This window comes from Erwinia wuhanensis, from assembly GCF_030484085.1.
GTDB lineage: Bacteria > Pseudomonadota > Gammaproteobacteria > Enterobacterales > Enterobacteriaceae > Erwinia > Erwinia aeris.
On sequence record NZ_JAUJUH010000005.1, the window covers coordinates 216,214 to 240,770 of the forward strand.

Consider the following 24,557-nt stretch of genomic DNA (forward strand, 5'->3'; position numbering starts at 1 on the left):
CGATGCGATAAAGCATCTGACTTCCCTCCGCTGGCATTATCCAGTTCAGGTTCAACGGGTATTTCTCAGCCTTCACAAGGAAGGGCACCCCGAGTCGTAGTGCTTGCCAGCATAGGGAAACGCGCTGTTTTACGCAAGCGCGGAACGGCTTGCTAACGCAGATAGCGCCAGGGTTTACACTGCTGCCAGCGCCAGCAGCAGCAGCGGCGGACGGCATGGATTGGCGGCCTGGCCTGGGATTACACGCTGCCGATAGTCCCTGGCACCCTGCATCTGGGCATGGACATGCACTGGCTTCATCGTCCGGCAGGCCAGGACAAAGTAACCGTTAGCGATGGCCACAACCGTGACGCCTTCCGTACCGGCAACGGCGGCGATGCGCTGGCCGTGCAAGCGGAGGCCAGGCTGGCCGTTACCGACAACGTTTCTTTCTCTACCCGCCTCAACCATCAGCGCAGGCTGCAACAGGAAGGCGCCAACGACTGGCTGCTGGCTGGCGGCGTGACGGTGAATTTCTGATTATTTTCCGGCGGCCTCTTTTGCCGCCGGGAATTTTTGCGTCATACTCTCCGATCCCGTAGCGGCTTTTGATAAAGTCCGCCCATTCGCTAATCTGAACGCCATTCCTGTCCTGACGAGAAGTAAGATGACAAGACCGCTTAATGAACAATACGGCATCAGCGTCGCGGCGCTGCAAATGCTGCACTATCTGCAACAGATAGCGCGCGGCGATCGTGCCTTTACCATTCAGGATACCGTGCTGAATAGCCGCTGTAACGTTACGCCCCCGGACAATTTCCGCCTGCTGGATCAGCTTTTTGAAGCGGGCAAAATCGACTATGACTATCGCGGCACGGGCATTGAGGGCGAAAGACACGTAAAGCCCGTCTGGGGAGAAAACGGATGACGGTACGCGCCTTTACCGAAGCCGACCGCCCTTTTCTGCGCACGCTGTTTCTGGCCGCCCGCAAGGCGAACTGGCACTGGCTTGACGGCAGCGACTGGCAGCTGGAGGATTTCGACCGCGTGACGCTGGGCGAACGCATCCTGGTCGCCGAGCATGACGGCCACCGCACGGGCTTTGCCGCGCTGCTGCCCGCCGATAATTTTTTGCACAGTTTATTTGTCGACCCGGCGTGTCAGGGTCAGGGTATTGGCAGCGAGCTGCTGGAGGCGGTGCAGGCAGGCTTCACCTCGACCGGCGCGCTAAAGTGCCTTAAGGCAAACGACCGGGCGCTGGCTTTTTATCAGCGTCACGGCTGGCAGGTTATCAGCAGCGGCGAAGGCGACCAGGGAGAATACCTGCTGCTGCACTACGTGCTGTAAAAGAAAACGGGCGCATGATGCGCCCGCCGGGTTACTGACAAACTTAAAAGCCTGGCGGCGCCCTGTCGTTTTGCAGCAGCAAAGCCGAGTTGCCGTCAGACTACGCGGAAAGCGATATCGTCCGGGATCACTTCGCCATCCCAGTAGAGCTGTGCGGCGACCTGGCCTGCCAGCTGGCGATACAGCCAGGTAAATTCGCTGTCGGGACGGCGCACCACCGTCGGCATTCCGTCGTCCAGATCCTCGCGCAGCGTGATGTGCAGCGGCAGCTGGCTCAGCAGGCGCGTGTGATACTGTTCCGCCAGCGCCAGCGCGCCGCCGCTGCCGAAAATCGGCTCGTGATGACCGCAGTTGCTGCACACGTGCACGCTCATGTTCTCGACGATGCCCAGCACCGGCACGCTGACCTTTTCAAACATCACAATCCCCTTACGGGCGTCGATCAGCGCGATATCCTGCGGCGTGGTCACCACCAGCGCGCCGGTCACCGGCACGTTTTGCGCCAGCGTCAGCTGAATATCGCCCGTGCCTGGCGGCATATCCAGGATCAGGTAGTCCAGATCCGGCCACAGCGTTTCGTTCAGCAGCTGCATCAGCGCCTTGCTGGCCATCGGCCCGCGCCACACCATCGCGTTGTCATCGGTCACCAGATAGCCGATAGAGTTGGTCGCCAGCCCGTGCGCCATAATCGGCGCCATATGCGTACCGTCCGGCGAGGTAGGCCGTTCGTTTTGCGTGCCGAGCATATCAGGGATCGACGGGCCATAGATATCCGCATCCAGCAGGCCGACTTTCGCGCCTTCGGCCATCAGCGCCAGCGCCAGGTTGACCGCCGTGCTGGATTTGCCGACGCCGCCCTTGCCGGAGCTGACGGCAATAATATTTTTCACACCCTTTACGCCTGGCTGGTTCTTCACCCTTTTCAGCGTGGCGATATCCAGGCTCAGCTTCCAGCTGATGGCGGTGGCATTAGTCAGGCGCAGCAGCTCCGCGCTGGCGCTCTCCTTTAAGGCTTCAAAGCCGCTGTGCCAGGCTAAAGGCATCAGCAGTTCGATATGCAGGGTGTTGTCCAGCATTGCGCAATGGTGCAGCGCCTTCAGCGCGGTGAGGTTGCGCTGTAGCGTCGGATGTTCAAACGTGGTTAAAACGCCCATCACTATCGCGCGCAGCGCTTCAGGTGAATGTTGGGATTGAGGCATCATCCCGGCTCCTTTTTTTCTGTGACGTTATTCAGAGCATATCAGATAAGGCTGTCGGCGGCAGGCAGTAAAAAACGGCACGGTCGGCGCGGCGTTGTTTACGCAGGCCGGGCCTTTCGGGTAACATCGGAACCCCCTATTTTAAACAGGTATAGCAAGTCTCACTATGACTCAAGTCGCGAAAAAAATATTGGTAACGTGCGCACTCCCTTACGCCAACGGTTCTATTCATCTCGGCCACATGCTCGAGCATATCCAGGCGGATATTTGGGTCCGTTACCAGCGAATGCGCGGCAACGAGGTTTACTTCATCTGCGCCGACGATGCGCACGGTACGCCGATCATGCTGAAAGCTCAGCAGATGGGCATTGCGCCTGAGCAGATGATTGCCGAGATGAGTCAGGAACATCAGAATGACTTCGCCGGTTTCAATATCAGCTACGATAACTACCACTCCACGCACAGCGAGGAGAACCGCGAGCTGTCGGAGCTGATCTATACCCGTCTGAAAGAGAACGGTTTTATCAAAAACCGGACTATTTCGCAGCTTTACGACCCGGAAAAAGGCATGTTCCTGCCGGATCGCTTTGTGAAAGGCACCTGCCCGAAATGTAAATCGCCGGATCAGTACGGCGACAACTGCGAAGTGTGCAGCGCCACCTACAGCCCGACCGAGCTGATCGATCCTAAATCCGTGGTGTCCGGCGCGACGCCGGTACTGCGCGACTCCGAGCACTTCTTCTTCGATCTGCCGGAGTTCAGCGCCATGCTACAGGCCTGGACCCGTTCCGGTGCCCTGCAGGAGCAGGTCGCCAACAAGATGCAGGAGTGGTTCGAGTCGGGTCTGCAACAGTGGGATATCTCCCGCGATGCGCCCTACTTCGGCTTTGAAATTCCGGGCGCGCCGGGCAAATATTTCTACGTCTGGCTGGATGCGCCTATCGGCTATATGGGCTCGTTTAAAAATCTCTGCGACAAGCGCGGCGATATTGATTTCGACGCCTTCTGGCAAAAAGACTCCGAGACCGAGCTGTATCACTTTATCGGCAAGGACATCGTCTATTTCCACAGCCTGTTCTGGCCAGCCATGCTGGAAGGCAGCAACTTCCGCAAGCCGAACAACCTGTTTGTCCACGGGTACGTGACGGTTAACGGCGCGAAAATGTCCAAGTCGCGCGGCACCTTCATTAAGGCCAGCACCTGGCTACAGCATCTGGATGCCGACAGCCTGCGCTATTACTATGCCGCCAAGCTCTCTTCGCGCATTGATGATATCGACCTGAATCTGGAAGATTTCGTCCAGCGCGTGAATGCGGATATCGTTAATAAAGTGGTTAACCTGGCGTCCCGTAACGCCGGATTTATCAACAAGCGCTTTGGCGGCAAGCTGTCCGCCGAGCTGGCCGATCCGGCGCTGTATCAATCCTTTGTGGACGCCTCTGCCAGCATTGCGGAAGCCTGGCAGAGCCGTGAGTTTGGCCGTGCGGTGCGTGAAATCATGGCGATGGCGGACGTAGCGAACCGCTACGTTGACGAGCAGGCGCCGTGGGTGGTGGCGAAGCAGGAAGGCCGCGATGCCGACCTGCAGGCGATCTGCTCAATGGGCATCAATATGTTCCGCGTGCTGATGACCTGGCTGAAGCCGGTGCTGCCTTCGCTGAGCGAGCGCGCCGAAGCCTTCCTGAACCAGGAGCTGAGCTGGGACGGTATTGCGCAGCCGCTGCGCGATCACACGCTTTCCGCCTTTAAAGCGCTGTATAACCGCGTCGAGATGGACAAGGTCAACGCGCTAATCGAGGCCTCGAAAGAGGACGCGGCGGCGGCGAACAAACCGGCGCTGACCGGCCCGCTGGCGGACGATCCGATTCAGGAAACCATCACCTTTGACGACTTTGCCAAAGTGGATATGCGTATCGCGCTGATCCAGAACGCCGAGTTTGTTGAAGGCTCCGATAAGCTGCTGCGCCTGACGCTGGATCTGGGCGGCGAAACCCGCAACATTTTCTCCGGCATTCGTACCGCCTATCCGGATCCGTCGGTGCTGGTAGGCCGCCTGACCATGATGGTGGCTAACCTGGCGCCGCGTAAGATGCGCTTCGGCATCTCGGAAGGTATGGTGATGGCCGCCGGCCCTGGCGGCAAAGAGATCTTCCTGCTGTCGCCGGACAGCGGCGCTCAGCCGGGAATGCAGGTAAAATAAGCAACGGAGACGGGCGAAGCGATTCGCCCGTTTTTTTGCGGCCCACTGTGATCTCTGGCACAAATCTCCTGCCGATCGTATGATTAATGCGTTGCAAAACCGGAGCTTATCATGCGTACCGTACTGTTGATCCTCTGGCGCTATCTGCGCGCCTTTCTGATTATCTATCTCTGCCTCTATGCCGGAAACGCGCTGGCGCTGCTGCTGCCGGTCACGATCCCGGGCAGCATTATCGGTATGCTGATCCTGTTTTTTCTGCTGGCTTTTCAACTGGTTCCACCCGACTGGATCAGGCCCGGCAGCCTGCTCCTGATCCGCTATATGGCGCTGCTGTTTGTGCCGATCAGCGTCGGCGTGATGAGCTATACCGACCTGCTCAGCGCGCAGTTCGGCCCGATAGTGGTTTCCTGCGTGGTCAGCACCTTTATTGTTTTGCTGACCGTGGGGCTGGCTTCGCACCAGCTGCATGGCAAAGTGAAAGGAACAGGCGATGAGTGATATCTGGTGGTCTCTGCCGCTGACCATGCTGGTCTTTTTCGGCGCTCGCCGGGTGGCGGCGAAGGTGAAAATATCCCTGCTCAATCCGTTGCTGATCTCCATGGCGGTCATCATTCCGCTGCTGCTGCTGATGCAGATACCCTACGCCCGCTATTTTCAGGGCAGCGCTATTCTGAACCAGCTGTTGCAGCCCGCCGTGGTGGCGCTGGCGCTGCCGCTGTATGAACAGATGCATCAGATCCGCGCGCGCTGGAAGTCAATTATCGGTGTCTGCTTTATCGGCAGCATGACGGCGATGATTTCCGGTACGGCTATCGCGCTGTGGATGGGCGCCACGCCGCAGATAGCGGCGACTATTATGCCTAAATCCGTGACCACGCCGATTGCCATGGCGGTTTCCGCCACGCTGGGCGGCATTCCGGCCATCAGCGCCATTTGCGTGCTGATTGCGGGCGTACTCGGCGCGGTTTTCGGTCATATGCTGCTTAACCTGCTGAAGATCCGCAGCAAGGCCTCGCGCGGTCTGGCGATCGGCAATGCTTCTCACGCGCTGGGTACGGCGCGCTGCTCGGAGCTGGATTACCAGGAAGGCGCCTACAGCTCGCTGGCGCTGGTGATCTGCGGCATTATCACTTCGCTGCTGGCACCGTTTCTTTTTCCGCTACTGATGCATTTCTGGCGATAAAACTTGCGATGCGTCGCGCATTTTGTGGTTCTCTTTCATAAATTGCATAATCTGTGTGATTATAATCACATACATTAGCCTGGCTGCCCGCCAGAATAAGCGGCCACTTATGCAAGAGAAGCCACTATGCAACCACGTTTTCAAGCGGCTTTCGCCGCGCTGCCTTCCCCGCTGCAGGCGGCGTTGCAGCCTTTGCTGACCGACACCTTTCCCGCTTTTTTCACCCCAGAACAAATGGCCGCCATCAGAACCGAAACCGGTCTGGACAACCGCGAACTTACCTTTGCGCTGCTGCCGCTGGCGGCCGCCTGTGCCGTCGCGCCGCTGTCGCGCTTTAACGTCGGCGCGCTGGCGCTGGGCCGCAGCGGCCATCTCTATTTTGGCGCGAACATGGAGTTTTCCGGCGCGACCATGCAGCAAACCGTCCACGCCGAACAGAGCGCGGTATCCCATGCCTGGCTGCGCGGCGAAAAAGGTCTTGAGGCGATTACCGTCAACTACACGCCCTGCGGCCACTGCCGCCAGTTTATGAACGAGCTGAACAGCGGCACCGCGCTGCGCATTCATCTGCCGGGACGCGAACCGGCGACGCTGGGCGATTACCTGCCAGATGCTTTCGGCCCGCGCGATTTAGCGATTGAGACGCTGCTGCTGGACGAGGTCGATCACGGCCTGACCATTACCGGCGACGCGCTGGTCAGGGCCGCGCTTGAGGCGGCTAACCGCAGCCATGCGCCTTACTCGCAGGCGTTAAGCGGCGTGGCGCTGCAAATGGCCGACGGCGCGATTTTTGCCGGCAGCTATGCGGAAAACGCCGCCTTTAACCCAAGCCTGCCGCCGCTGCAGGCCGCGCTGATCCTGCTGAACCTTGCAGGCTACGACGTGCTGCAAATTCAGCGCGCCGTGCTGGCGGAAGCGCCCGATGCCCGCCTTATCCAGCGACAGGCAACCGCCGCGACGCTTCAGGCGCTGGGCTGCGCGACGTTGCAAACCGTGCCGCTGCGCTGATCCGCTTCGCCAGCCCGCAAGCCCCGCTGCCGGCTGGCTTTTTATTGCCAAAAAAGTGCCCGCATTTGTTATAAGCTGTTAACAAATGCTGTACTTTCGGATGAATTATTTTAGGATTGGGCCACTACCGATCCCAGTGAGCATTGATTACATGGAACTCGACTACGAAAGTAAACGCCCTCTCTACATTCCCTACGCTGGCCCTATCCTGCTGGAATTTCCGCTGTTGAATAAGGGCAGCGCCTTCTCTATAGAAGAACGCAATGACTTTAACCTGAACGGTCTGCTGCCCGAGACGGTGGAAACCATTGAAGAGCAGGCCCAGCGCGCCTGGCGTCAGTTTCAGGATTTCAAAAACGCCAACGACAAGCACGTTTATCTGCGCAACATTCAGGACACCAACGAAACGCTGTTCTACCGCCTGCTGGATAATCATCTTGAAGAGATGATGCCGATTATCTATACCCCGACCGTCGGCGCGGCCTGTGAACACTTTTCTGAAATCTATCGTCGCGCGCGCGGGCTGTTTATCTCCTATCCGAACCGCGCCAGCATTGAAGATATGCTGCAAAACGCCACCAAGCAGAACGTGAAGGTCATCGTAGTCACCGACGGCGAGCGTATTCTTGGCCTGGGCGATCAGGGCATCGGCGGCATGGGCATTCCTATCGGCAAGCTGTCGCTTTATACCGCTTGCGGCGGCATCAGCCCGGCCTATACGCTGCCGGTGGTGCTGGACGTCGGCACCAACAACCAGCAGCTGCTGAACGATCCGCTCTATATGGGCTGGCGTCATCCGCGTATTACCGGCGAAGAGTACGATAACTTCGTTAATGAATTTATCCAGGCGGTAAAAAGCCGCTGGCCAAACGTGCTGCTGCAGTTTGAGGATTTCGCGCAGAAAAACGCCATGCCGCTGCTGGAACGCTATCGCGATGAAGTCTGCTGCTTTAATGACGATATCCAGGGCACCGCCGCCGTCACGCTGGGCACGCTGATCGCCGCCAGCCGCGCGGCAGGCAGCAAAATGAGCGAGCAGAAAGTCGTGTTCCTGGGCGCTGGGTCTGCCGGCTGCGGCATCGCCGAGCAGATTATCGCGCAGATGAAATCAGAAGGCCTGAGCGACGAAGAAGCCCGCGCGCGCGTCTTTATGGTGGATCGCTTCGGCCTGCTCACCGACAAGCAGCCAAACCTGCTCAGCTTCCAGAGCAAGCTGGTGCAGAAGAGCGAGGATCTGGCCGACTGGGATTCCAGCTCCGATTCCCTGTCGCTGCTGGACGTGGTGCGTAACGCGCGCCCGGATATTCTGATCGGTGTTTCCGGCCAGCCCGGCCTGTTCAGCGAAGAGATTATCCGCGAGATGCACCAGCACTGCGCGCGCCCAATCGTCATGCCGCTCTCCAACCCGACCTCCCGCGTGGAAGCAACGCCGCAGGATATTATGGCGTGGACCGACGGTGCCGCGCTGGTCGCGACCGGCAGCCCGTTCGCGCCGGTCACCTGGAAAGAGCAAACGTTCCCGATCGCGCAGTGCAACAACTCCTATATCTTCCCCGGCATCGGCCTGGGCGTGATCGCTTCGGGCGCCACCCGCGTGACCGACAGTATGCTGATGGCCGCCAGCCGCGCGCTGGCCGACTGTTCGCCGCTGGTCAACGACGGCGCTGGCCCGGTGCTGCCGGAAGTGAAAGATATTCAGGGCGTGTCGAAAATAATTGCGATGGCCGTAGGCAAAGCGGCGCAGCTGGCCGGCGTGGCGGTGGTCACCTCGGAAGATGTGCTGTCCAAAGCGATTGCCGCCAATTTCTGGCTGCCGCAGTACCGTAACTATCGCCGTACTTCTATTTAATACCGCTGACCGGGCGCGCCGTGCGCCCGGTTTTTATCCCCTTTCCACAGCGTTTGACGATTTTGTGCAAAAAGCCGCCAGCCGGTGCGCTACCGCTTGCTTCACCTCGTCGGGTACAGTAGCCTTGAGCCACCTTTTCGGCTTCAGTCTGAGTACCGTACGGCATGATAAAACGCTTGATCTACGGCCTGATTATCATCGTTACCCTGATGGTAATAACCGCGCTCGGCCTGGATCGCTGGATAAGCGTCAAAACCGCGCCTTACGTCTACGATAATCTCAAATCGCTGCCCCATCGTCAGGTCGGCGTCGTATTAGGCACGGCGAAGTATTATCGTACCGGCGTCATCAATCAGTATTACCTTTATCGGATGCAGGGCGCGCTCAACGCTTATAACAGCGGCAAGGTTAACTATCTGCTGCTGAGCGGCGATAATGCGCAGCAAAGCTACAACGAGCCGATGACCATGCGGCGGGATCTGATTGCCGCCGGCGTGGCGCCTGCCGATATCGTGCTGGATTACGCCGGCTTCCGTACGCTGGATTCTATCGTGCGCACGCGCAAGGTCTTCGACACCAACGACTTCATCATCATCACCCAGCGTTTCCACTGCGAGCGCGCGCTGTTTATTGCGCTGCATATGGGCATTCAGGCGCAGTGTTACGCGGTGCCCTCGCCGAAAAACATGCTGAATATCCGCACCAGGGAAGTGGCGGCTCGCCTGGGCGCGCTGGCCGATCTGTATCTGATGAAGCGCGAACCGCGCTTTTTGGGGCCGCTGGTGCCGATCCCGGCGCGGCACGAAGTCCCGGAAGATGCGCAGAGCTATCCGGCGGTCACGCCTGAACAGCTGCTGGAGCTGGAACAAAAAATGAAGGCGGATGCCCGTCCGCCAGCGTGACATGCCGCCGTTAACGCACTGATTGTTATGAACCTGCCCGCTTCTTCTGTCAGTCTGTCTGCCGAATAGATCACTAAACGTTAACAGGAGAGACAAATGGATCTGAACTTGAAGGATCGTCGCGTACTGGTCAGCGGCGGCTCGCGCGGCATTGGACGAGCAATTGTGGAATGCTTTCTTGCCGAAGGCGCACGAGTGGAGTTTTGCGCGCGCAGCCCTGAAGGCGTGCAGGAAGCGCAACAGGCGCTGGGTTCACGCGCAAACGGCACGGCGGTCGATGTCACCTCCCCAGAGCAGATGCAAACATGGATTCAGGAAGCGGCAAACCGCCTTGGCGGGCTGGATATTATCGTGCCTAACGTCAGTGCGCTGGCGGCAGGCAGCGATCCGGACGTGTGGCGTAAAGCGTTCGACACCGACCTGATGGGCACCGTAACGATGGTGCAGGCCGCCCTTCCTTACCTGAAAAAATCCTCTGCGGCATCCATAGTGCTGATCTCCAGCGTGGCGGGACGCGAGGTCGATATGTTTGCCGAGCCGTACGGCATCATGAAAGCGGCGCTGATCCATTACGGCAAAACCTTATCGGAACGCCACGCGGCAGACGGCATTCGCGTGAATACCGTTTCGCCGGGCAACGTTTATTTCAGTGAAGGCGTGTGGGGCGATATTGAACGCAACCAGCCGGAAACCTTTGCCAAATGCCTGGCGGCGAATCCGCTGGGAAGAATGGCGACGCCGCAGGAAGTAGCGAAAGCCACGGTGTTTCTTGCCAGCGAGGCGGCCAGTTTCACCACCGGCACTAATCTCCTGGTGGACGGCGGGCTGACCAAAGGCGTGCAGTTCTGACAGGAAAAAGAGAAAGGCCGGGCTGGCCTTTCTCTATAGAAGCACACTATTTCTTGCGGGCGTATTTCAGGGAGTCGAGCGCCACGGCGAAAATAATGATGCCGCCTTTGATAATGTACTGCCAGTAAGGGTTAACGCCGATATAGGTCAGGCCGTAGTTGATAACGGTGAAAATCAGCACGCCCGTTACCACACCGGCCACGGTGCCCACGCCGCCGGCGAAGGAGACGCCGCCTACTACGCAGGCCGCAATCGCATCCAGCTCGTACATAAAGCCCAGGTTATTGGTTGCCGAGCCGATACGTCCCGCTTCCAGCATCCCGCCGAAGGCGTAGAACACGCCGGAAAGCGCATAAATCAGGATCAGGTTGAAGTTAACGTTCACGCCCGACACTTTTGCCGCTTCCGGGTTGCCGCCGATAGCAAAGATGTTTTTGCCAAAGCGGGTCTTGTTCCACAAAATCCAGACAAAGAAGATAGCAATAGCCGCATAGAACGTAATGTAGGAGAGCTTGAAGTCGCCCAGGCGAATAAAGCCCTGCGCAAAGGTCGAGAATTTCTCATCGAACCCGGCGATCGGCGAAGCGCCTACATAGTCGTAATAAAGCGAGTTAATGCCGTAAACGATAATCATCGTGCCCAGCGTGGTGATAAAAGGCGTCACCTTCAGATAGGCGATGATCACGCCGTTGATCAGGCCAATCAGGCCGCCGACAACGCAGACAATCAGGATAACCAGCGGGATCGGCACGGTATCCATATGTGGAAACACCTTGTTGGCGTTATCCATCGCCTGGAGCAGCGTCGCCGCCACTACCGCGGCCAGACCAACCTGACGACCGGCGGAAAGGTCGGTGCCCTGCGTTACAATCAGCCCGGCCACGCCAAGCGCAATAATAATGCGCACGGAGGACTGGGTCAGAATATTACTCAGGTTCATCAGGCTTAAAAATGTCGGATCCTGGAAAATAATAATCGCCAGCAGAACCAGCAACACAACATAGATGCCACCCTCTTTCAGCCAGGTGAGCGCATTCTTCTTATTCACAGCATTCATGGACAGCCCTTACCTCATTAAAGGTGCTTGGATGCTAAACGTAATATTTCGTTTTGCGTGGTAGTTTTGGTTTCGACAATGCCTGCAACCATGCCGTTGCTCATGACCAGGATCCTGTCGGTAATGCCCAGCAGCTCCGGCATTTCGGAAGAGATAATAATGATGCCCTTCTCTTTTTTCGCCAGATCGGAAATCAGCTGATAAATTTCAAACTTTGCGCCGACGTCGATGCCGCGCGTCGGTTCGTCCAGCATTAATATTTCCGGCTGGGTTAACAGCCAGCGGCCAATAATGACTTTCTGCTGGTTGCCGCCCGAAAGCGAGCCGATAGAGGTCGCGTGTCCCGGTGTTTTTACCCGCATGGCATCGATAACCCATTGGGTATCGCTTTTCATCCGGTTATTATCCAGCAGGCCAATCGAGTTTTTATATTTGCGAATATTTGAAATCAGCGAGTTAAAACCGATATCCAGAAACGCATAAATCCCCGTGGCGCGACGCTCCTCCGTCACCAGCGCAAAGCCGTGATTAATCGCTTCGTTAGCCGAGTTATTGTTGATTCTTTTGCCGTGCAGCTTAATGGTGCCGCCGGACTTTTCGCGGATGCCGAACAGCGTTTCCACGATATCGGTACGTTTAGCCCCCACCAGCCCGGCCACGCCAAGGATTTCGCCCTTGCGCAGATCGAACGAAATATCGCGAATAGACGGCTGGCGCAGCGAGGTAAGGTTACGCACCTCCAGGATAGTTTCGCCCGGCACGTTGGACTTATCCGGGAAGCGCTGGTTCAGCGAGCGCCCTACCATCATGGCGATGATCTTATCCATATCCAGCCCTTCCAGCGGCTGGGTAGCGATCCACTGGCCGTCGCGCAGAATAGTAATTTCGTCGCACAGCTGGAAAATCTCTTCCATCTTGTGGGAGATATAAACTATGCCGCAGCCGCGATCTTTTAATTTACGGATAATAGTGAACAGGTGGTTCACTTCTTTTTCCGTTAATGAAGAAGTCGGCTCGTCCATAATGACGATTTTGGCATCATAAGAGAACGCTTTAGCTATCTCTATCATCTGCATCTGCGAAACGGAAAGGTTAATCACTTTGTCGCGCGGATCGATATCAATATCCAGCTCTTCAAAGATGGCTTTGGTATCGCGATACATTTTATCCTGGTCGACGAAAAAGCCTTTTCGCGGATAGCGGCCCAGCCACATGTTATCCATGACCGTGCGCTGTAAAACCAGGTTTAATTCCTGATGCACCATAGATACGCCGTTTTCCAGCGCCTCTTTGGAGCTTTTAAAGTCGATCTCTTTGCCCTGAAAAACAATGCTTCCCGTGTCTTTGCTATAAATACCAAACAGGCATTTTAATAAAGTCGATTTGCCCGCGCCGTTTTCCCCCATCAGCGCGTGAACCGAATGGGGACGAATTTTTAAATTAACGTTATCTAACGCCTTTACGCCCGGAAAGGACTTGCTGACGTTAGTCATTTCCAGCAGATACTGCCCCTGATCGCTGCTCATAATTCTACCTGGCGGATCGTTTTACGATCGGGCCCGTTCTGCGACGGGCCCGGTAACGGACGCGAGTGCGCCCGGAAAGACTTATTTACTGAACTGAGCGAGGTTCTCTTTATCAACCGGCACATAGGCCACGCGCACCACTTTACCTTCCAGCTTGTAGTTGGTGCCTTCGGTCGCCGGTTTGCCCGCCGCCAGGTTTTTCGCCATTTCAAAAGTGGCTCTGGCCTGGTTTTCCGCATCGTTCAGCACGGTGCCTTCCATCGCGCCGGATTTCACCATCGCCATCGCTTCCGGCAACGCATCCACGCCGAAGACCGGTACGGACGTTTTGTTATGCGCCTTCAGCGCTTCTACCGCGCCCATCGCCATCGCATCGTTATTGGCGATCACCACTTCGATTTTGTTGCCGTTCGGGCCGGAGAGCCACGCGTCCATCTTGTCTTTTGCCTGAGCGGTATCCCACATGGCGGTATCCAGATGCAGCTGCTGCGTTTTCAGGCCGTCTTTATTCAGGGTTTCGATCACGTATTTGGTACGCGCTTCGGCATCCGGGTGGCCCGGCTCGCCTTTCAGCAGCACAAACTGCACCACGCCGTCTTTGTTCAGATCCCAGTTGGCATTGGCTTTCCAGTGTTTCTCAATCAGCTCGCCCTGCTTGACGCCGGACTCTTTAGAATCGGTACCGACATAGTAAGCCTTGTCGTAGCTGGCCAGCGCTTTAGCAGAAGGCTCTTTGTTGAAGAAAACAATCGGAATATCGTTGGCTTTGGCTTTACTGATAACCACCGCCGCCGCCGCCGGATCGACAAGGTTAATCGCCAGCGCCTTCACGCCTTTCGCCACCATCACGTCAATCTGATCGTTTTGCGTTGACTGGCTGTTCTGCGAATCGTTCATCAGCAGCTGAATGCCGCTGCTGTTTTTCGCTTCCTTCTCGATATCCTTGCGCACCACGGACATAAAGTTGTCATCATATTTATAAATGGTTACGCCAATGCGGGTATCGGCCGCCTGCGCCGTTGCGCCAAACATCATGCTGGCAACCAGGGCTGTGAGGGTGAATGCCTTCTTCATTGTTCTCTCCGGTTCTTTGTAGGGTCGGTATGCGTGTGCAGCCGGACCGTGTTGTTATTCTGTCCCGGCCAGGCACGGCCATCTTAGTGAAGCAGATGTTAATTAACTGTGAACTTACTCACGGATTGAAAACGGTTACATGGCGGTATCGTTGCGTATAGTGATCGCCGCCACACTTTGGCAGGGCGCGACGGAATGACGGCGCACCAGCGTTGGCATAAAGCAGTGACCGGCCGACTCGTCCAGCAGGCCCGCCGCGCCTTTTAACGCCAGTTCGGTAGCCAGTTTAGCCATGGAAACAATAGGATAGCGGACGGTCGTCAGCTGCGGGTCGGTATAGCGGGAAATGGGGATATCGTCGAAGCCAATCACCGACAGCTGCTGCGGCACCGCAATGCCGTTATCTTTCAGCGCGGTCAGTGCCCCGGCGGCCATGCTGTCGTTATAGGCGAACACGGCGCTGAGGTGGAGATTACGCCCCAGCAGCTCCACCATCGCCGCCTCTCCGCCCTGCATATCCGGCTCGGCGCTGGCGATCCAGCTTTCGGCAGGCTGGGTAGCCTGCTCGGCCAGCGCCTGCCGCCAGCCCGCGCGTCGCTGGTCTGTATCTTCGATAGTATGGCTCGACCCCAGATAACCGATGCGCCGGTGGCCCTGCTGTTGCAACATGCGCATCGCCATCAGCGCGCCGCTGACGTTGTCCAGGCAGACGCAGCGGTGCGCGTAGCCCGGCACGACGCGGTTGATCAGCACCATGCCGGGCACCTGATCCATCAGCGAGGCCAGCTCGTCGTCTGCCAGGGCTTTGGCATGAACGATCAGCGCGCCGCAACGCTGACGGATCAGCACCTCGATAGCGTGCCGCTCTTTGTCCGCCTGATGATAGGAGTTGTTGATAAGTACGTGTTTTTGCATACGCTGCGCGACGGTATCCACCGCTTTGACCAGCGCGCCGAAGAAGGGATCGGAGACGTCCATCACCACCACGCCGATGGTATCGCTAACCTGGGAAGCCAGCGCCTGCGCGTTGGCGTTGGGTCGGTAGCCCAGCTGGCCGACGATGCCCAGCACTTTTTCCCGCGTTTCCTGTGTGACCGCCGCGCTGTGGTTAAGCACGCGTGAAACCGTCGCCACCGACACGCCAGCCTCACGGGCTACATCGCGAATGGTGATCATGGCTGACTGCCTGTGGAAGATAAGGTTTGCATAGCCCTCCCGGATGCGTTGTTTGCGGGGCTATTCTGACAAAGGGCAAGGCAAGACTGCGTGAATCAGGTCACACTGATGAAAACGGTTACATCCCTTTCCGTCACATTTGTGACGCTTATCATTTTTGTAACATTACGTCGCGGCTGCTCAGACGGGTGAGCTGACGCCAGCACCATTCGACCGGCCCCTGGCGGAAATAGCGCAGCCAGCACAGCGAAAAGAGGAGATTTACCAGCCAGACCAGCAGCACTACCACCAGCAGCTGCGGCCGATCGAGCCGGTTGAACCAGCCGAAATGGTTAAAAAGCGTGGTGCAAAGCAGCGTTTGCAGTAAATAGTTGCTCAGCGCCATCCGCCCTACGCTGCTGATGGCGCGCGTGAGGGTAAAACGGGCCAGCGTAGGCCAGAAACCAAAGCAAAGCGCGGCATAGCCGATAGCCTGAAGCGGCGCGCTCAGCTCGCGCGGCAGCTGTAAATAGAACGCTGACGGATAAAATGCCCAGCCGCAAGCCCACTGCAGATAAATGCCCGGTATTTCGATGATGGCCGCCAGCAGCAGCAGGATCAGCGCAGTGCGCCGGTAGTGGGTCAGGCTCCAGCGCCCCTGTAGCCAGCCGCTGCGCATCAAGGCGCCGCCAATCAGCATCAGGCCGGCCAGCTGCCAGCCGTACTGCGCCGCCAGCGACAGCAGGCCTGACGAGAGCAGATCGAGACGGTTGCGCACCGCTTCCCAACCGCCGTGGGTTTTCCAGAAGGTTTCATACTGAATATCCGCCGCCCCCGCCAGCCAGGAATTGTTAGGCTGATGGCCCGACAGCAGGCCGAACACCAGCAGCACGCCGCAGCCCACGATATAAAGCATCACGCCGGTATTAAACAGCTGCCGCGTCGAGGAGACGTCGCGGATCATCCGCCAGGCTACCAGCCCAATCAGCCCGTAATCCAGCAGGATATCCCCTTCCCAGAACAGCAGACAGTGCAGAAAACCGAGCAGCACCAGCCAGCTCAGGCGCGCCTGTAGCCAGCGTTTGCCGCGCGAAAGCAGCAGCTGCAAGCCGCCGCCAAACAGCAGCGCAAACAGCGCGAGGAATTTCAGCTGGGCAAAGAAATCGATCAGCGCCCACGTCCAGGCATCGCCCGGCGTAACGCTGCCCTGCCACGCCGGGTTCAGATAGGCGGCGCCCGGCAGACCGAAGGCGTTAATGTTGAGCAGCAGGATCCCCAGAATGGCGATGCCCCGAATAAAATCCAGCGTCTGAATACGAGGCATCGGCAGGCCCTGACTGTGGTGAAGGGTAACAACTGGCTACGACGGCGCGCCGTAGCTTAGCTGTGGCGAACGGCGCGCAGAAACTCCTGACGGGTGTTCTGGCTGGATTTGAACAGGCCGCCCAGTGAAGTGGTGGTGGTGGCGCTGGTCGCATCACGAATGCCGCGCGCTTTTACGCAGTAGTGCACCGCGTCGATGGAAACCGCGACGTTATTGGTGCCAAGCAGCGTTTGCAGCGCAACCAGGATCTGCTGGGTCAGCCTTTCCTGTACCTGTGGACGGGAAGAGAAAAACTGCACGATGCGGTTAATCTTCGACAGGCCAATCACTTTATCTTTCGGGATATAGGCTACCGTCGCTTTGCCGTCGATGATCACAAAGTGGTGCTCGCAGGTGCTGGTCAGCGTGATATCCCGCACCGTCACCATTTCGTCCACCTTCATTTTGTTTTCAATCAGGGTGATTTTCGGGAAGTTGGCGTAGTCCAGGCCGGAGAACACCTCATTCACATACATCTTAGCGATGCGGTGCGGCGTTTCCATCAGGCTGTCATCTTCTAAATCAAGATTAAGCAGCTGCATGACTTCGGTCATGTGCCCGGCGATCAGCCGCCTGCGGGTTTCGTCATCCATATCACGCGCAGGCGAGCGTAGGGGTGTTTCCAGTCCACGCGCAAGCAGCGCTTCGTGAACAAGTGTGGCTTCCTGACTTAACGTAGCCATGGCGATCTATTCTCCAGCAGGTGTAACGCCGGTCCCGACGGGACCGGTACAATTTCAGAGGGCGTATTTTGGTACACAACGCGTCGTTAATCCAGCGAATCAAGCTAAACCACCCTGAAACTGTTTCATGCAGCACCGGGATCGCGCCGCCAGACCAGCAGCCCGGCCACCAGCAGTCCCGCGCCCGCGACGTAAAGCGCTGGCTCAAGGCGATGGGTAAAAGTGGTGGAAAGTGCGGAAACCAGCGGCCCGGCCAGCTGGCCGATAGCGTAACCGGTGGTCAGCAGGCCTGCCATATACCGGCTATGGCGCGGCGCCATCTCGCGGGCATATTGCAGCGAAAGCGACACCAGGTTAAGAAAGCCAATGCCCATCAGTATTGAACCGACCACCAGCCCGCTCAAACCCGGCACCACGGCGGCGCACAGCACGCCCAGCGCCTGCGCCCACAGGTTAAACGCCAGCCGCGTATTGGATGAACCGATATGCCGCATAACAATGCCCAGCCCGACGCCTAACACCGCCGTGCCGCCAAAAATGGGCCAGACAAACTGCGCAAAAGCGCTGGCAGGAAAACGGGCCGCCGCCATCTGCGACAGAAACGTGGCGGGAATGATGTAGCCAAAGCCGGCCAGGCTGTAGCTCCAGACCAGCTTTTTCAGCCCGCTGGTCAGCACCAGCGGTTCCGGCGTGGTTTCGGGCCGGTGCAGCTCGCCTTTACGCGGCAGGAAACGAAAAATAAGAGAAGCCAGCACCAGCGCCAGCACGCCATAGGCGCACCAGGCCTGCGCGGCGCTGACCTGGCGTGCGTGAAGAAACACGGCCAGCAGCCCGCTCAGAAAGATGCCCATGCCCGGCCCGGCGAAGACGGCGGCGCTTAAGCCGGGACGGCCATATTTATGCAGCTGCTCGTTGCTCCATGCCGCTACCAGCACCATCGCCCAGCCGCTGGCCCAGCCGATCGCAAAGCGCACCACGCCGTGCAGCCAGGCGTCGGACACGCAGGCGGAAAGCAGCGTCAGGATCACCGCGCCGCCGATGCCTGCCTTAAGCCTGGCCTCCACGTGCGTGGTCGTCCGCATCGCGTTCCAGGAGCCGCAGAGGTAGCCCAGGTAGTTGAAGGCCGCGACTACCGCCGCGCTGGTCAGCGTCAGCTGATGCTCCGTAATCATCAGCGGCACCTGCGGCGTAAAGGTAAACCGCCCAATGCCCATCGCGACAATCAGCGCAATAAAAGCGCTTAGCGCTACCCGTATTGCCATTTGTTCTCCCTTCCGGCTTTATCCGGCTTGATGAAAGTGTTGCAGTCAGTCTGCATCATGGATAGACTTACAAAAAGTGAATAATAGAAACCAACTTGTTTACGAAAAGAGAATAAATGGATCTGACCCAGCTTAAAATGTTCTGCGCGGTAGCGGAGACCGGTTCGCTGGCGCGCGCCGCCGAACAGCTGCATCGCGTGCCGTCCAACCTGACGACCAGGCTGCGCCAGCTGGAGCAGGAAACGGGCATCGATCTTTTTATCCGCGAAAAGCAGCGCCTGCGGCTGTCGCCGATGGGCCATAATTTTTTGTGCTATGCGCAGCGGATCCTGGCGCTCAGCGAGGAAGCGCTGGCAATGACGCACAACGGCGAGCCTGGCGGCATATTTGCGCTGGGATCGATGGAGAGCACCGCCGCTGTCCACCTGCCTTCTTTATTGTCAACCTACCATCAGCGCTATCCTGAGGTCACGCTGTCGCTGGTCACCGGTACCTCGGGTGAAATCATTGAGCAGGTGCGGAAAGGCACGCTGGCCGCCGCGCTGGCCGAAGGCCCGGTCGTGGCCGACGAGCTGAACAGCTGCAAAACCTTTAGCGAGCGTATGGTGCTGATCAGCAACCTGCACCATGCGCCCATTCAGCGCCCTGAAGATGCCGCAGGCGATACGCTGTTCGCCTTCCGTCCCGGCTGCTCTTACCGTCTGCGTTTAGAAAACTGGTTTCGTCAGGCGGGGATTTCACCCGGCCCGTTTATGGAGATCCAGTCCTATCACGCCATGCTGGCCTGCGTAGCCAGCGGCGCCGGGCTGGCGATACTGCCGGAATCGGTGCTGGAAAGGATCGCCGCGCCGGGCCAGGTGCAAAAACATGCGCTGCCTGCGGATATCAGCGAGACCACGACTTACCTGGTGTGGCGTCGGGATGCGTTTACCCCCAACGTCAAGGCGCTGAAGTACCTGATTATAGAGCAATCACCGGACGATGAAATTCAGCCATAATTAAATGGTTTGAGCGGCGTCAGGCCGCTCGCCAGATCCCTGCCAAATGGCAACCTCTACAAGGAATAAACTGATATGCAGATGATTAAAACTCGCGCCGCTGTTGCCTGGGCCGCCGGCGAGCCGCTGTCGATTGAAGAAGTCGACCTGATGCCGCCGCAGAAAGGCGAAGTGCTGGTACGCATCGTCGCGACCGGCGTCTGCCACACCGATGCCTATACCCTTTCAGGAAAAGATCCTGAAGGCGTGTTCCCGGCTATTTTGGGCCACGAAGGCGGCGGTATTGTCGAAGCGGTTGGCGAAGGCGTTACCAGCGTGGCGGTCGGCGATCACGTCATTCCGCTGTACACGCCGGAATGCGGCAAATGTAAGTTCTGCCTCTCCGGCAAAACCAACCTGTGCCAGGCTATCCGCGCCACCCAGGGCAAAGGGCTAATGCCGGACGGCACCACCCGTTTCTTTAAGGACGGCAAGCCGATTTTCCACTATATGGGCACCTCGACCTTCTCTGAGTACACCGTTATCCCGGAAATTTCACTGGCGAAAATCAGTAAAGAAGCGCCGCTGGAAGAAGTTTGCCTGCTGGGCTGCGGCGTCACCACCGGTATGGGCGCGGTGATGAACACGGCCAAGGTAAAAGAAGGCGATACCGTGGCGATCTTCGGTCTGGGCGGCATCGGCCTTTCGGCGATTATCGGCGCGAAGATGGCGAAAGCGGGCCGGATTATCGGTATCGATCTCAATACCAGCAAGTTCGATCTCGCCAGAAAGCTGGGCGCCACCGACCTGGTTAATCCAAAAGATTACGATAAGCCCATTCAGGATGTGATTGTTGAAATGACCGATGGCGGCGTTGATTTCTCCTTTGAGTGCATCGGCAACGTTAACGTGATGCGTTCCGCGCTGGAGTGCTGCCACAAAGGCTGGGGCGAGTCCGTGATTATCGGCGTGGCTGGTGCAGGCGAAGAGATTTCTACCCGCCCGTTCCAGCTGGTGACCGGACGCGTCTGGCGCGGCTCCGCGTTTGGCGGCGTGAAAGGCCGCTCGGAGCTGCCGGGGATCGTCCAGCGCTACCTGGATGGTGAATTCCAGCTGAATGATTTCATCACCCACAATATGCCGCTGGAAGAGATCAACGACGCGTTCGATCTGATGCACGAAGGGAAATCTATCCGTTCCGTGGTGCATTTTTCTAAATAAGGAGACAAGGATGGTATCCACCCTGGAGTTACTGGAAGAACACCGCATGTTTGGCGGCTGGCAGCAGCGCTATCGCCACCAGTCGGCCACGCTGAACTGCTCTATGACCTTCAGCATTTTTTTGCCGGGTCCGAAAGGCGATACCGCCCCGCCGGTGCTCTGGTTTCTGGCCGGGCTGACCTGTAGCGACGAGAATTTCTCGACCAAAGCGGGCGCGCAGCGCGCGGCGGCAGAGCTGGGTCTGGTGCTGGTGATGCCGGATACCAGCCCGCGCGGCGAAGTGGTGCCCAATGACGAAGCCTACGATCTGGGCCAGGGTGCCGGATTCTATCTGAACGCGACCCAGGCGCCGTGGGATGCGCATTTTCGGATGTACGACTACCTGACGGAAGAGCTGCCCGCGCTGATTGCCGGCAACTTTAACGTCAGCGATAAGCAGGCGATTATGGGCCATTCTATGGGCGGTCACGGCGCGCTGATGCTGGCGCTGCGTAATCCGCAGCGCTATGTTTCGGCCTCCGCCTTTGCGCCGATCGTTAATCCAACGCAGGTGCCGTGGGGCGAAAAAGCCTTTACGGCCTATCTGGGCGAGGATCGCGCGCTGTGGGAAGCCTGGGACAGCTGTCTGCTGATGCAGCAGGCGACGCATCCGCTGCCGATGCTGCTGGATCAGGGCGACAGCGATCAGTTCCTCGCCGATCAGCTGCGCCCGGAACGGCTGGAAGCGGTGGCCAGCGAGAAAAACTATCCGCTGACCGTGCGCATTCAGCCCGGTTACGATCACAGCTACTACTTTATCGCCAGCTTCGTGGAAGATCATCTGCGCTTCCATGCCCGCTATTTGCTGGCGTAACCCTTCAGGGCCGGGATCTTCCCGGCCTTTTTTTTCTTGCGCTCCCCTCAGGATCCGCCCTGCAATAGCAATACATCCTCCTGTCGGCATGGCCATAACCACTTGTAGTGAAGCCGTAATGGTTATTATAATAATGGTTACTATATGGAGCGGAGGCCAGGGAAATGGCGATTTATATCCATAAGCGCCTGGACAAGATGTTTGCAAAAGCTGGCATTGCAGATACCGACCTTTGTCTGGCCGCAAGGGAGATTGAGTGCGGCAACTATGAGGCAGATTTGGGCGGGGGCGTTAAAAAAAAGCGGATTGCTTTGAATGCAGGCAAACGCGGCGGCGCCCGCACAGTGGTATTTTTTAAAAAAGATAACAATCTGTTTTTTTTATGATGGCTGGCTGAAAGACGGTTCGAAAAAAGCGGCAAAAGAGATTGGCGAGGATGAGCTGGAGATTTATAAGAAGCTCGCCAGAGCTTATTTTAAAGCGGATAAAAACATGCTGGATCGACTGAAAGCAAGCGGGACGTTCAGAGAGGTAAAACAATGAAAACGAAACCGGCCGAGTTACATGAGATGCTTGACGATGCTAAAGAGCTACAGGCGCTGGGGCTAATGAGCAATAACGATGTGCAGGAAATCGCTGCCCGCGTCAGCCTGCGTGAGTTTCGTCAACGTATTGCCGCAGTCCGCACCATGTCCGCCAGCGAAATCAAAGCCGTTCGCGCCCGCTGGGGACTGACCCAGGCCACGCTGGCCTATACGTTGGGCATGACGGTAGACAGCGTTTCCAAATGGGAGCGTGGCGAGATTACCCCAAGCGGCCCGGTTCTGCGCATACTGAACACGCTGGCGGTAAAAGGCCCCGATGTTTTCGCTATCTGAGCACAAACGCAGGGTAAAAATCTGAGCGTCAGGGAATTAACAATGATGCGCCAGACAGAGAGGGAAGCAATGCACAAGAGAGCCGGCAAGAAACCGACTCGTCCATTCAGGAAACCGGCTCGCTGACCAGGCCATCAATCAGCACCTGCGGCGTCCCCTGCGAGCAGCGCTCAATACGGCCCCGCACGCCGTATACCTTCGCCAGGCTTTCCGGTGTAATCACCTCTTCCGGCAGACCGTCAGCAATCAGGCCGCCGTTTTGCAGCATCAGCACGTGCTGACCGTGACGCAGAGCGATATTGATATCGTGCACCACGACTACGGTAACGATATTCCGCTTGCTGGTTTCCCGGCGCACTAAATCCATGACGTGGAACTGATAGTTAAGATCCAGCGCGCTTAGCGGCTCGTCCAGCAGCAGCAGCTCCGGGCGACGGATCAGCGACTGCGCCAGGCCAACCAGCTGCTTCTGGCCGCCGGAAAGCTGATCGAGGTAGCTCAGCGCCAGATGCGCGATGCCCAGCCTTTCCAGCAGCGCCATCACTTCCGCCTCGCTCGTCGCGCTACCGCGTGCGCCGGAAGCGCGCTGGGCGACAATAATGGATTCAAGCACGTGCAGATGCACGCCAGCGGGCAGCGACTGCGGCAGGTACACCACTTTTTCCGCCCGGCGGGCAAACGGCTGGCTCAGCAGCTCCGTGCCGTTCAGCCACAGCTCGCCCTGCGCCTGATTCAGTCCGGCAATCGAGCGCAGCAGCGTGGATTTTCCGCAGCCGTTCGGCCCCAGCAGCACGGTGATTTTGCCTCGCGGCAGCAGCGGCACGTTCAGGTTGCTGATAATCTTGCGTTTAGGATAACCGGCGTGAAAGCCTTTAATAGCTAAACCGTCCATCAGACGCTCCCCCGATGACGCAGAATAATGCTCAGGAAGAACGGCACGCCGACCAGAGAAGTGACGATGCCGACCGGGATAATCACGCCGGGCACCAGGTTTTTCGACACCACCGACGCCATTGACAGCACCAGCGCGCCGGTCAGCGCGCTGGCTGGCAGGTAAAAACGGTGATCCTCGCCAAAGATCAGGCGAGCGATATGCGGCGCCACCAGGCCGATAAACCCGATTGGGCCGACAAAAGCCACCGCCAGCGCGGAAAGCACGCTGATGCGCAGCAGCGTGCCCAGACGCAGGCGGCGCACGTCAATACCAAAACTGACGGCGCGATCTTCGCCCAGGCGCAGCGCGGTGAGCTTCCAGGCGCTCATCATGGAGAACGGCAGAACCAGCAGCAGCGCCAGCGTCAGCACGCCCAGTTTCTCCCAGGAGGCGCGCGCCAGGCTGCCCATCGTCCAGAACACCAGGCCCTGCAACGTATCTTCGCTGGCGATAAACTGCATCATGGATACCAGCGCGTTAAAGGTAAACACCAGCGCGATGCCGAACAGCACCACGCCGGAAGTCGCCACGCGCGTCCAGCGGGTAACGCCGTCCAGCATCAGCGCGGCCAGCAGCGCAAAAATAAAGGCGTTAGCTGAGATAAACCACTGATCCGGGATACCGGGCAAACCGATGCCCAGCACGATAGCCAGCGCGGCGCCAAAGGCGGCGGCGGAAGAGACGCCCAGCGTAAACGGACTGGCCAGCGGGTTATTCAGGATAGTCTGCATTTCCGCCCCGGCCAGCCCCAGCGCCAGCCCGACCACCACTGCCATCAGCGCGTAAGGTAAACGAATATCCCAGACGATAACGCGCGAACCGGCATCCACGCTCTGCGGCGACAGCAGCGTTTGCCACAGCGTTTCCAGCGACAGGCCCGACGGGCCTAAAGTAAAGTCGAACAGCAGCGAAGCGAGGATAGCCAACACCAGCACGCCCATAAAAAACAGGCGGCGGCGCAGCAGATGATGATAACGATCCATCGCGCCTTCGTGCTGTTGGACGCTGGCGTAGCGGTCGGTGTTGTGGGTCACGCTCATGGTTTCTACCTGTCATGG

The 24,557-nt window shown here is 58.0% G+C and carries 26 protein-coding genes and 1 riboswitch; of the genes, 16 read left to right on the forward strand and 10 right to left on the reverse strand.

Going from position 1 to position 24,557, the window contains the following annotated elements; genetic code table 11:
- Nucleotides 1-5: 5 nt before the first annotated feature.
- A riboswitch (TPP riboswitch) is annotated at nucleotides 6-102 on the reverse strand.
- 183 nt (nucleotides 103-285) lie between these two features.
- The 3 genes from QZH36_RS13820 (at nucleotide 286) to QZH36_RS13830 (ending at nucleotide 1,326) form a co-directional block, all read left to right on the forward strand.
- The gene (locus QZH36_RS13820) at nucleotides 286-519 is read left to right on the forward strand and encodes a hypothetical protein (protein ID WP_301730481.1); all 234 of its coding nucleotides are present in this window, start codon (nucleotides 286-288) and stop codon (nucleotides 517-519) included.
- 127 nt (nucleotides 520-646) lie between these two features.
- Nucleotides 647-907 carry a hypothetical protein gene (locus tag QZH36_RS13825; protein ID WP_253459998.1) on the forward strand — a complete coding sequence of 87 codons (261 nt, stop codon included), beginning with the start codon at nucleotides 647-649 and terminating at the stop codon, nucleotides 905-907.
- Entirely contained in the window at nucleotides 904-1,326 is a 423-nt protein-coding gene (locus QZH36_RS13830; protein ID WP_301730482.1) for a GNAT family N-acetyltransferase, read from the forward strand. The genes QZH36_RS13825 and QZH36_RS13830 overlap by 4 nt, the downstream gene beginning before the upstream one ends.
- Nucleotides 1,327-1,421: 95 nt before the next feature.
- Here the strand turns inward: QZH36_RS13830 and apbC are convergent, their stop codons facing one another.
- Nucleotides 1,422-2,528, reverse strand: a complete 1,107-nt coding sequence (gene apbC, locus QZH36_RS13835; RefSeq protein WP_301730483.1) for an iron-sulfur cluster carrier protein ApbC — start codon at nucleotides 2,526-2,528, stop codon at nucleotides 1,422-1,424.
- Nucleotides 2,529-2,691: 163 nt separating this feature from the next.
- On the opposite strand from apbC, the gene metG reads away from it, so the two are divergent.
- The 7 genes from metG to QZH36_RS13870 all read left to right on the forward strand — a co-directional run bounded on the left by metG (nucleotide 2,692) and on the right by QZH36_RS13870 (nucleotide 10,516).
- Nucleotides 2,692-4,725 (forward strand): methionine--tRNA ligase, encoded by a 2,034-nt coding sequence (metG, locus tag QZH36_RS13840; protein WP_253459989.1) that lies wholly within the window; start codon nucleotides 2,692-2,694, stop codon nucleotides 4,723-4,725.
- 111 nt (nucleotides 4,726-4,836) lie between these two features.
- Nucleotides 4,837-5,223, forward strand: a complete 387-nt coding sequence (locus QZH36_RS13845) for a CidA/LrgA family protein (RefSeq protein WP_301251132.1) — start codon at nucleotides 4,837-4,839, stop codon at nucleotides 5,221-5,223.
- Nucleotides 5,216-5,908, forward strand: coding sequence for a CidB/LrgB family autolysis modulator (locus QZH36_RS13850; protein ID WP_301730484.1), 693 nt, complete (start codon nucleotides 5,216-5,218; stop codon nucleotides 5,906-5,908). The genes QZH36_RS13845 and QZH36_RS13850 overlap by 8 nt, the downstream gene beginning before the upstream one ends.
- Nucleotides 5,909-6,034: 126 nt before the next feature.
- Nucleotides 6,035-6,916 (forward strand): cytidine deaminase, encoded by an 882-nt coding sequence (gene cdd / locus QZH36_RS13855; RefSeq protein ID WP_301730485.1) that lies wholly within the window; start codon nucleotides 6,035-6,037, stop codon nucleotides 6,914-6,916.
- 151 nt (nucleotides 6,917-7,067) lie between these two features.
- Complete coding sequence (locus tag QZH36_RS13860) at nucleotides 7,068-8,765, forward strand: NAD-dependent malic enzyme (RefSeq protein ID WP_301730486.1); 1,698 nt, start codon at nucleotides 7,068-7,070, stop codon at nucleotides 8,763-8,765.
- Nucleotides 8,766-8,929: 164 nt separating this feature from the next.
- Nucleotides 8,930-9,667, forward strand: coding sequence for an outer membrane permeability protein SanA (gene sanA / locus QZH36_RS13865; protein WP_253459974.1), 738 nt, complete (start codon nucleotides 8,930-8,932; stop codon nucleotides 9,665-9,667).
- 96 nt (nucleotides 9,668-9,763) lie between these two features.
- The gene (locus QZH36_RS13870) at nucleotides 9,764-10,516 is read left to right on the forward strand and encodes an SDR family NAD(P)-dependent oxidoreductase (RefSeq protein WP_301251134.1); all 753 of its coding nucleotides are present in this window, start codon (nucleotides 9,764-9,766) and stop codon (nucleotides 10,514-10,516) included.
- Nucleotides 10,517-10,562: 46 nt separating this feature from the next.
- Here the strand turns inward: QZH36_RS13870 and mglC are convergent, their stop codons facing one another.
- The 7 genes from mglC to QZH36_RS13905 all read right to left on the reverse strand — a co-directional run bounded on the left by mglC (nucleotide 10,563) and on the right by QZH36_RS13905 (nucleotide 18,636).
- Nucleotides 10,563-11,573 (reverse strand): galactose/methyl galactoside ABC transporter permease MglC, encoded by a 1,011-nt coding sequence (mglC, locus tag QZH36_RS13875; protein ID WP_125288171.1) that lies wholly within the window; start codon nucleotides 11,571-11,573, stop codon nucleotides 10,563-10,565.
- A 17-nt stretch (nucleotides 11,574-11,590) separates the two neighbouring features.
- Nucleotides 11,591-13,099: a galactose/methyl galactoside ABC transporter ATP-binding protein MglA gene (gene mglA, locus QZH36_RS13880; protein ID WP_445235126.1), complete on the reverse strand. Its 1,509-nt coding sequence runs from the start codon at nucleotides 13,097-13,099 to the stop codon at nucleotides 11,591-11,593.
- An 81-nt stretch (nucleotides 13,100-13,180) separates the two neighbouring features.
- The gene (gene mglB, locus QZH36_RS13885) at nucleotides 13,181-14,173 is read right to left on the reverse strand and encodes a galactose/glucose ABC transporter substrate-binding protein MglB (protein ID WP_253459968.1); all 993 of its coding nucleotides are present in this window, start codon (nucleotides 14,171-14,173) and stop codon (nucleotides 13,181-13,183) included.
- Between the two features lie 135 nt (nucleotides 14,174-14,308).
- Nucleotides 14,309-15,349 (reverse strand): HTH-type transcriptional regulator GalS, encoded by a 1,041-nt coding sequence (gene galS / locus QZH36_RS13890; RefSeq protein WP_253459965.1) that lies wholly within the window; start codon nucleotides 15,347-15,349, stop codon nucleotides 14,309-14,311.
- Between the two features lie 151 nt (nucleotides 15,350-15,500).
- Entirely contained in the window at nucleotides 15,501-16,652 is a 1,152-nt protein-coding gene (yeiB, locus tag QZH36_RS13895; RefSeq protein WP_301251136.1) for a DUF418 domain-containing protein YeiB, read from the reverse strand.
- Nucleotides 16,653-16,708: 56 nt separating this feature from the next.
- Nucleotides 16,709-17,374 (reverse strand): GTP cyclohydrolase I FolE, encoded by a 666-nt coding sequence (gene folE, locus QZH36_RS13900; protein ID WP_125288176.1) that lies wholly within the window; start codon nucleotides 17,372-17,374, stop codon nucleotides 16,709-16,711.
- Nucleotides 17,375-17,499: 125 nt separating this feature from the next.
- Nucleotides 17,500-18,636 carry a YbfB/YjiJ family MFS transporter gene (locus QZH36_RS13905; RefSeq protein WP_253459959.1) on the reverse strand — a complete coding sequence of 379 codons (1,137 nt, stop codon included), beginning with the start codon at nucleotides 18,634-18,636 and terminating at the stop codon, nucleotides 17,500-17,502.
- Nucleotides 18,637-18,752: 116 nt separating this feature from the next.
- Between QZH36_RS13905 and ptrR the strand changes: the two genes are divergently transcribed.
- The 6 genes from ptrR to QZH36_RS13935 all read left to right on the forward strand — a co-directional run bounded on the left by ptrR (nucleotide 18,753) and on the right by QZH36_RS13935 (nucleotide 22,565).
- The gene (gene ptrR, locus QZH36_RS13910; protein ID WP_253459956.1) at nucleotides 18,753-19,634 is read left to right on the forward strand and encodes a putrescine utilization regulator PtrR; all 882 of its coding nucleotides are present in this window, start codon (nucleotides 18,753-18,755) and stop codon (nucleotides 19,632-19,634) included.
- Between the two features lie 75 nt (nucleotides 19,635-19,709).
- Nucleotides 19,710-20,834 carry an S-(hydroxymethyl)glutathione dehydrogenase/class III alcohol dehydrogenase gene (locus QZH36_RS13915; protein ID WP_253459953.1) on the forward strand — a complete coding sequence of 375 codons (1,125 nt, stop codon included), beginning with the start codon at nucleotides 19,710-19,712 and terminating at the stop codon, nucleotides 20,832-20,834.
- Between the two features lie 10 nt (nucleotides 20,835-20,844).
- Entirely contained in the window at nucleotides 20,845-21,687 is an 843-nt protein-coding gene (gene fghA, locus QZH36_RS13920) for an S-formylglutathione hydrolase (protein WP_253459950.1), read from the forward strand.
- A 164-nt stretch (nucleotides 21,688-21,851) separates the two neighbouring features.
- On the forward strand, nucleotides 21,852-22,073 hold the full coding sequence (locus QZH36_RS13925; RefSeq protein ID WP_253459947.1) for a type II toxin-antitoxin system RelE/ParE family toxin: 222 nt from the start codon (nucleotides 21,852-21,854) through the stop codon (nucleotides 22,071-22,073).
- Nucleotides 22,003-22,230 (forward strand): type II toxin-antitoxin system RelE/ParE family toxin, encoded by a 228-nt coding sequence (locus QZH36_RS13930; RefSeq protein WP_253459943.1) that lies wholly within the window; start codon nucleotides 22,003-22,005, stop codon nucleotides 22,228-22,230. Before QZH36_RS13925 ends, QZH36_RS13930 begins: the two co-directional genes overlap by 71 nt.
- Nucleotides 22,227-22,565 (forward strand): helix-turn-helix domain-containing protein, encoded by a 339-nt coding sequence (locus QZH36_RS13935; RefSeq protein WP_253459939.1) that lies wholly within the window; start codon nucleotides 22,227-22,229, stop codon nucleotides 22,563-22,565. The genes QZH36_RS13930 and QZH36_RS13935 overlap by 4 nt, the downstream gene beginning before the upstream one ends.
- 106 nt (nucleotides 22,566-22,671) lie before the next feature.
- Here the strand turns inward: QZH36_RS13935 and QZH36_RS13940 are convergent, their stop codons facing one another.
- Nucleotides 22,672-23,460: an ABC transporter ATP-binding protein gene (locus QZH36_RS13940; protein WP_253461271.1), complete on the reverse strand. Its 789-nt coding sequence runs from the start codon at nucleotides 23,458-23,460 to the stop codon at nucleotides 22,672-22,674.
- Nucleotides 23,457-24,539 carry a FecCD family ABC transporter permease gene (locus QZH36_RS13945; RefSeq protein ID WP_253459936.1) on the reverse strand — a complete coding sequence of 361 codons (1,083 nt, stop codon included), beginning with the start codon at nucleotides 24,537-24,539 and terminating at the stop codon, nucleotides 23,457-23,459. Before QZH36_RS13945 ends, QZH36_RS13940 begins: the two co-directional genes overlap by 4 nt.
- Nucleotides 24,540-24,557: the final 18 nt, after the last annotated feature.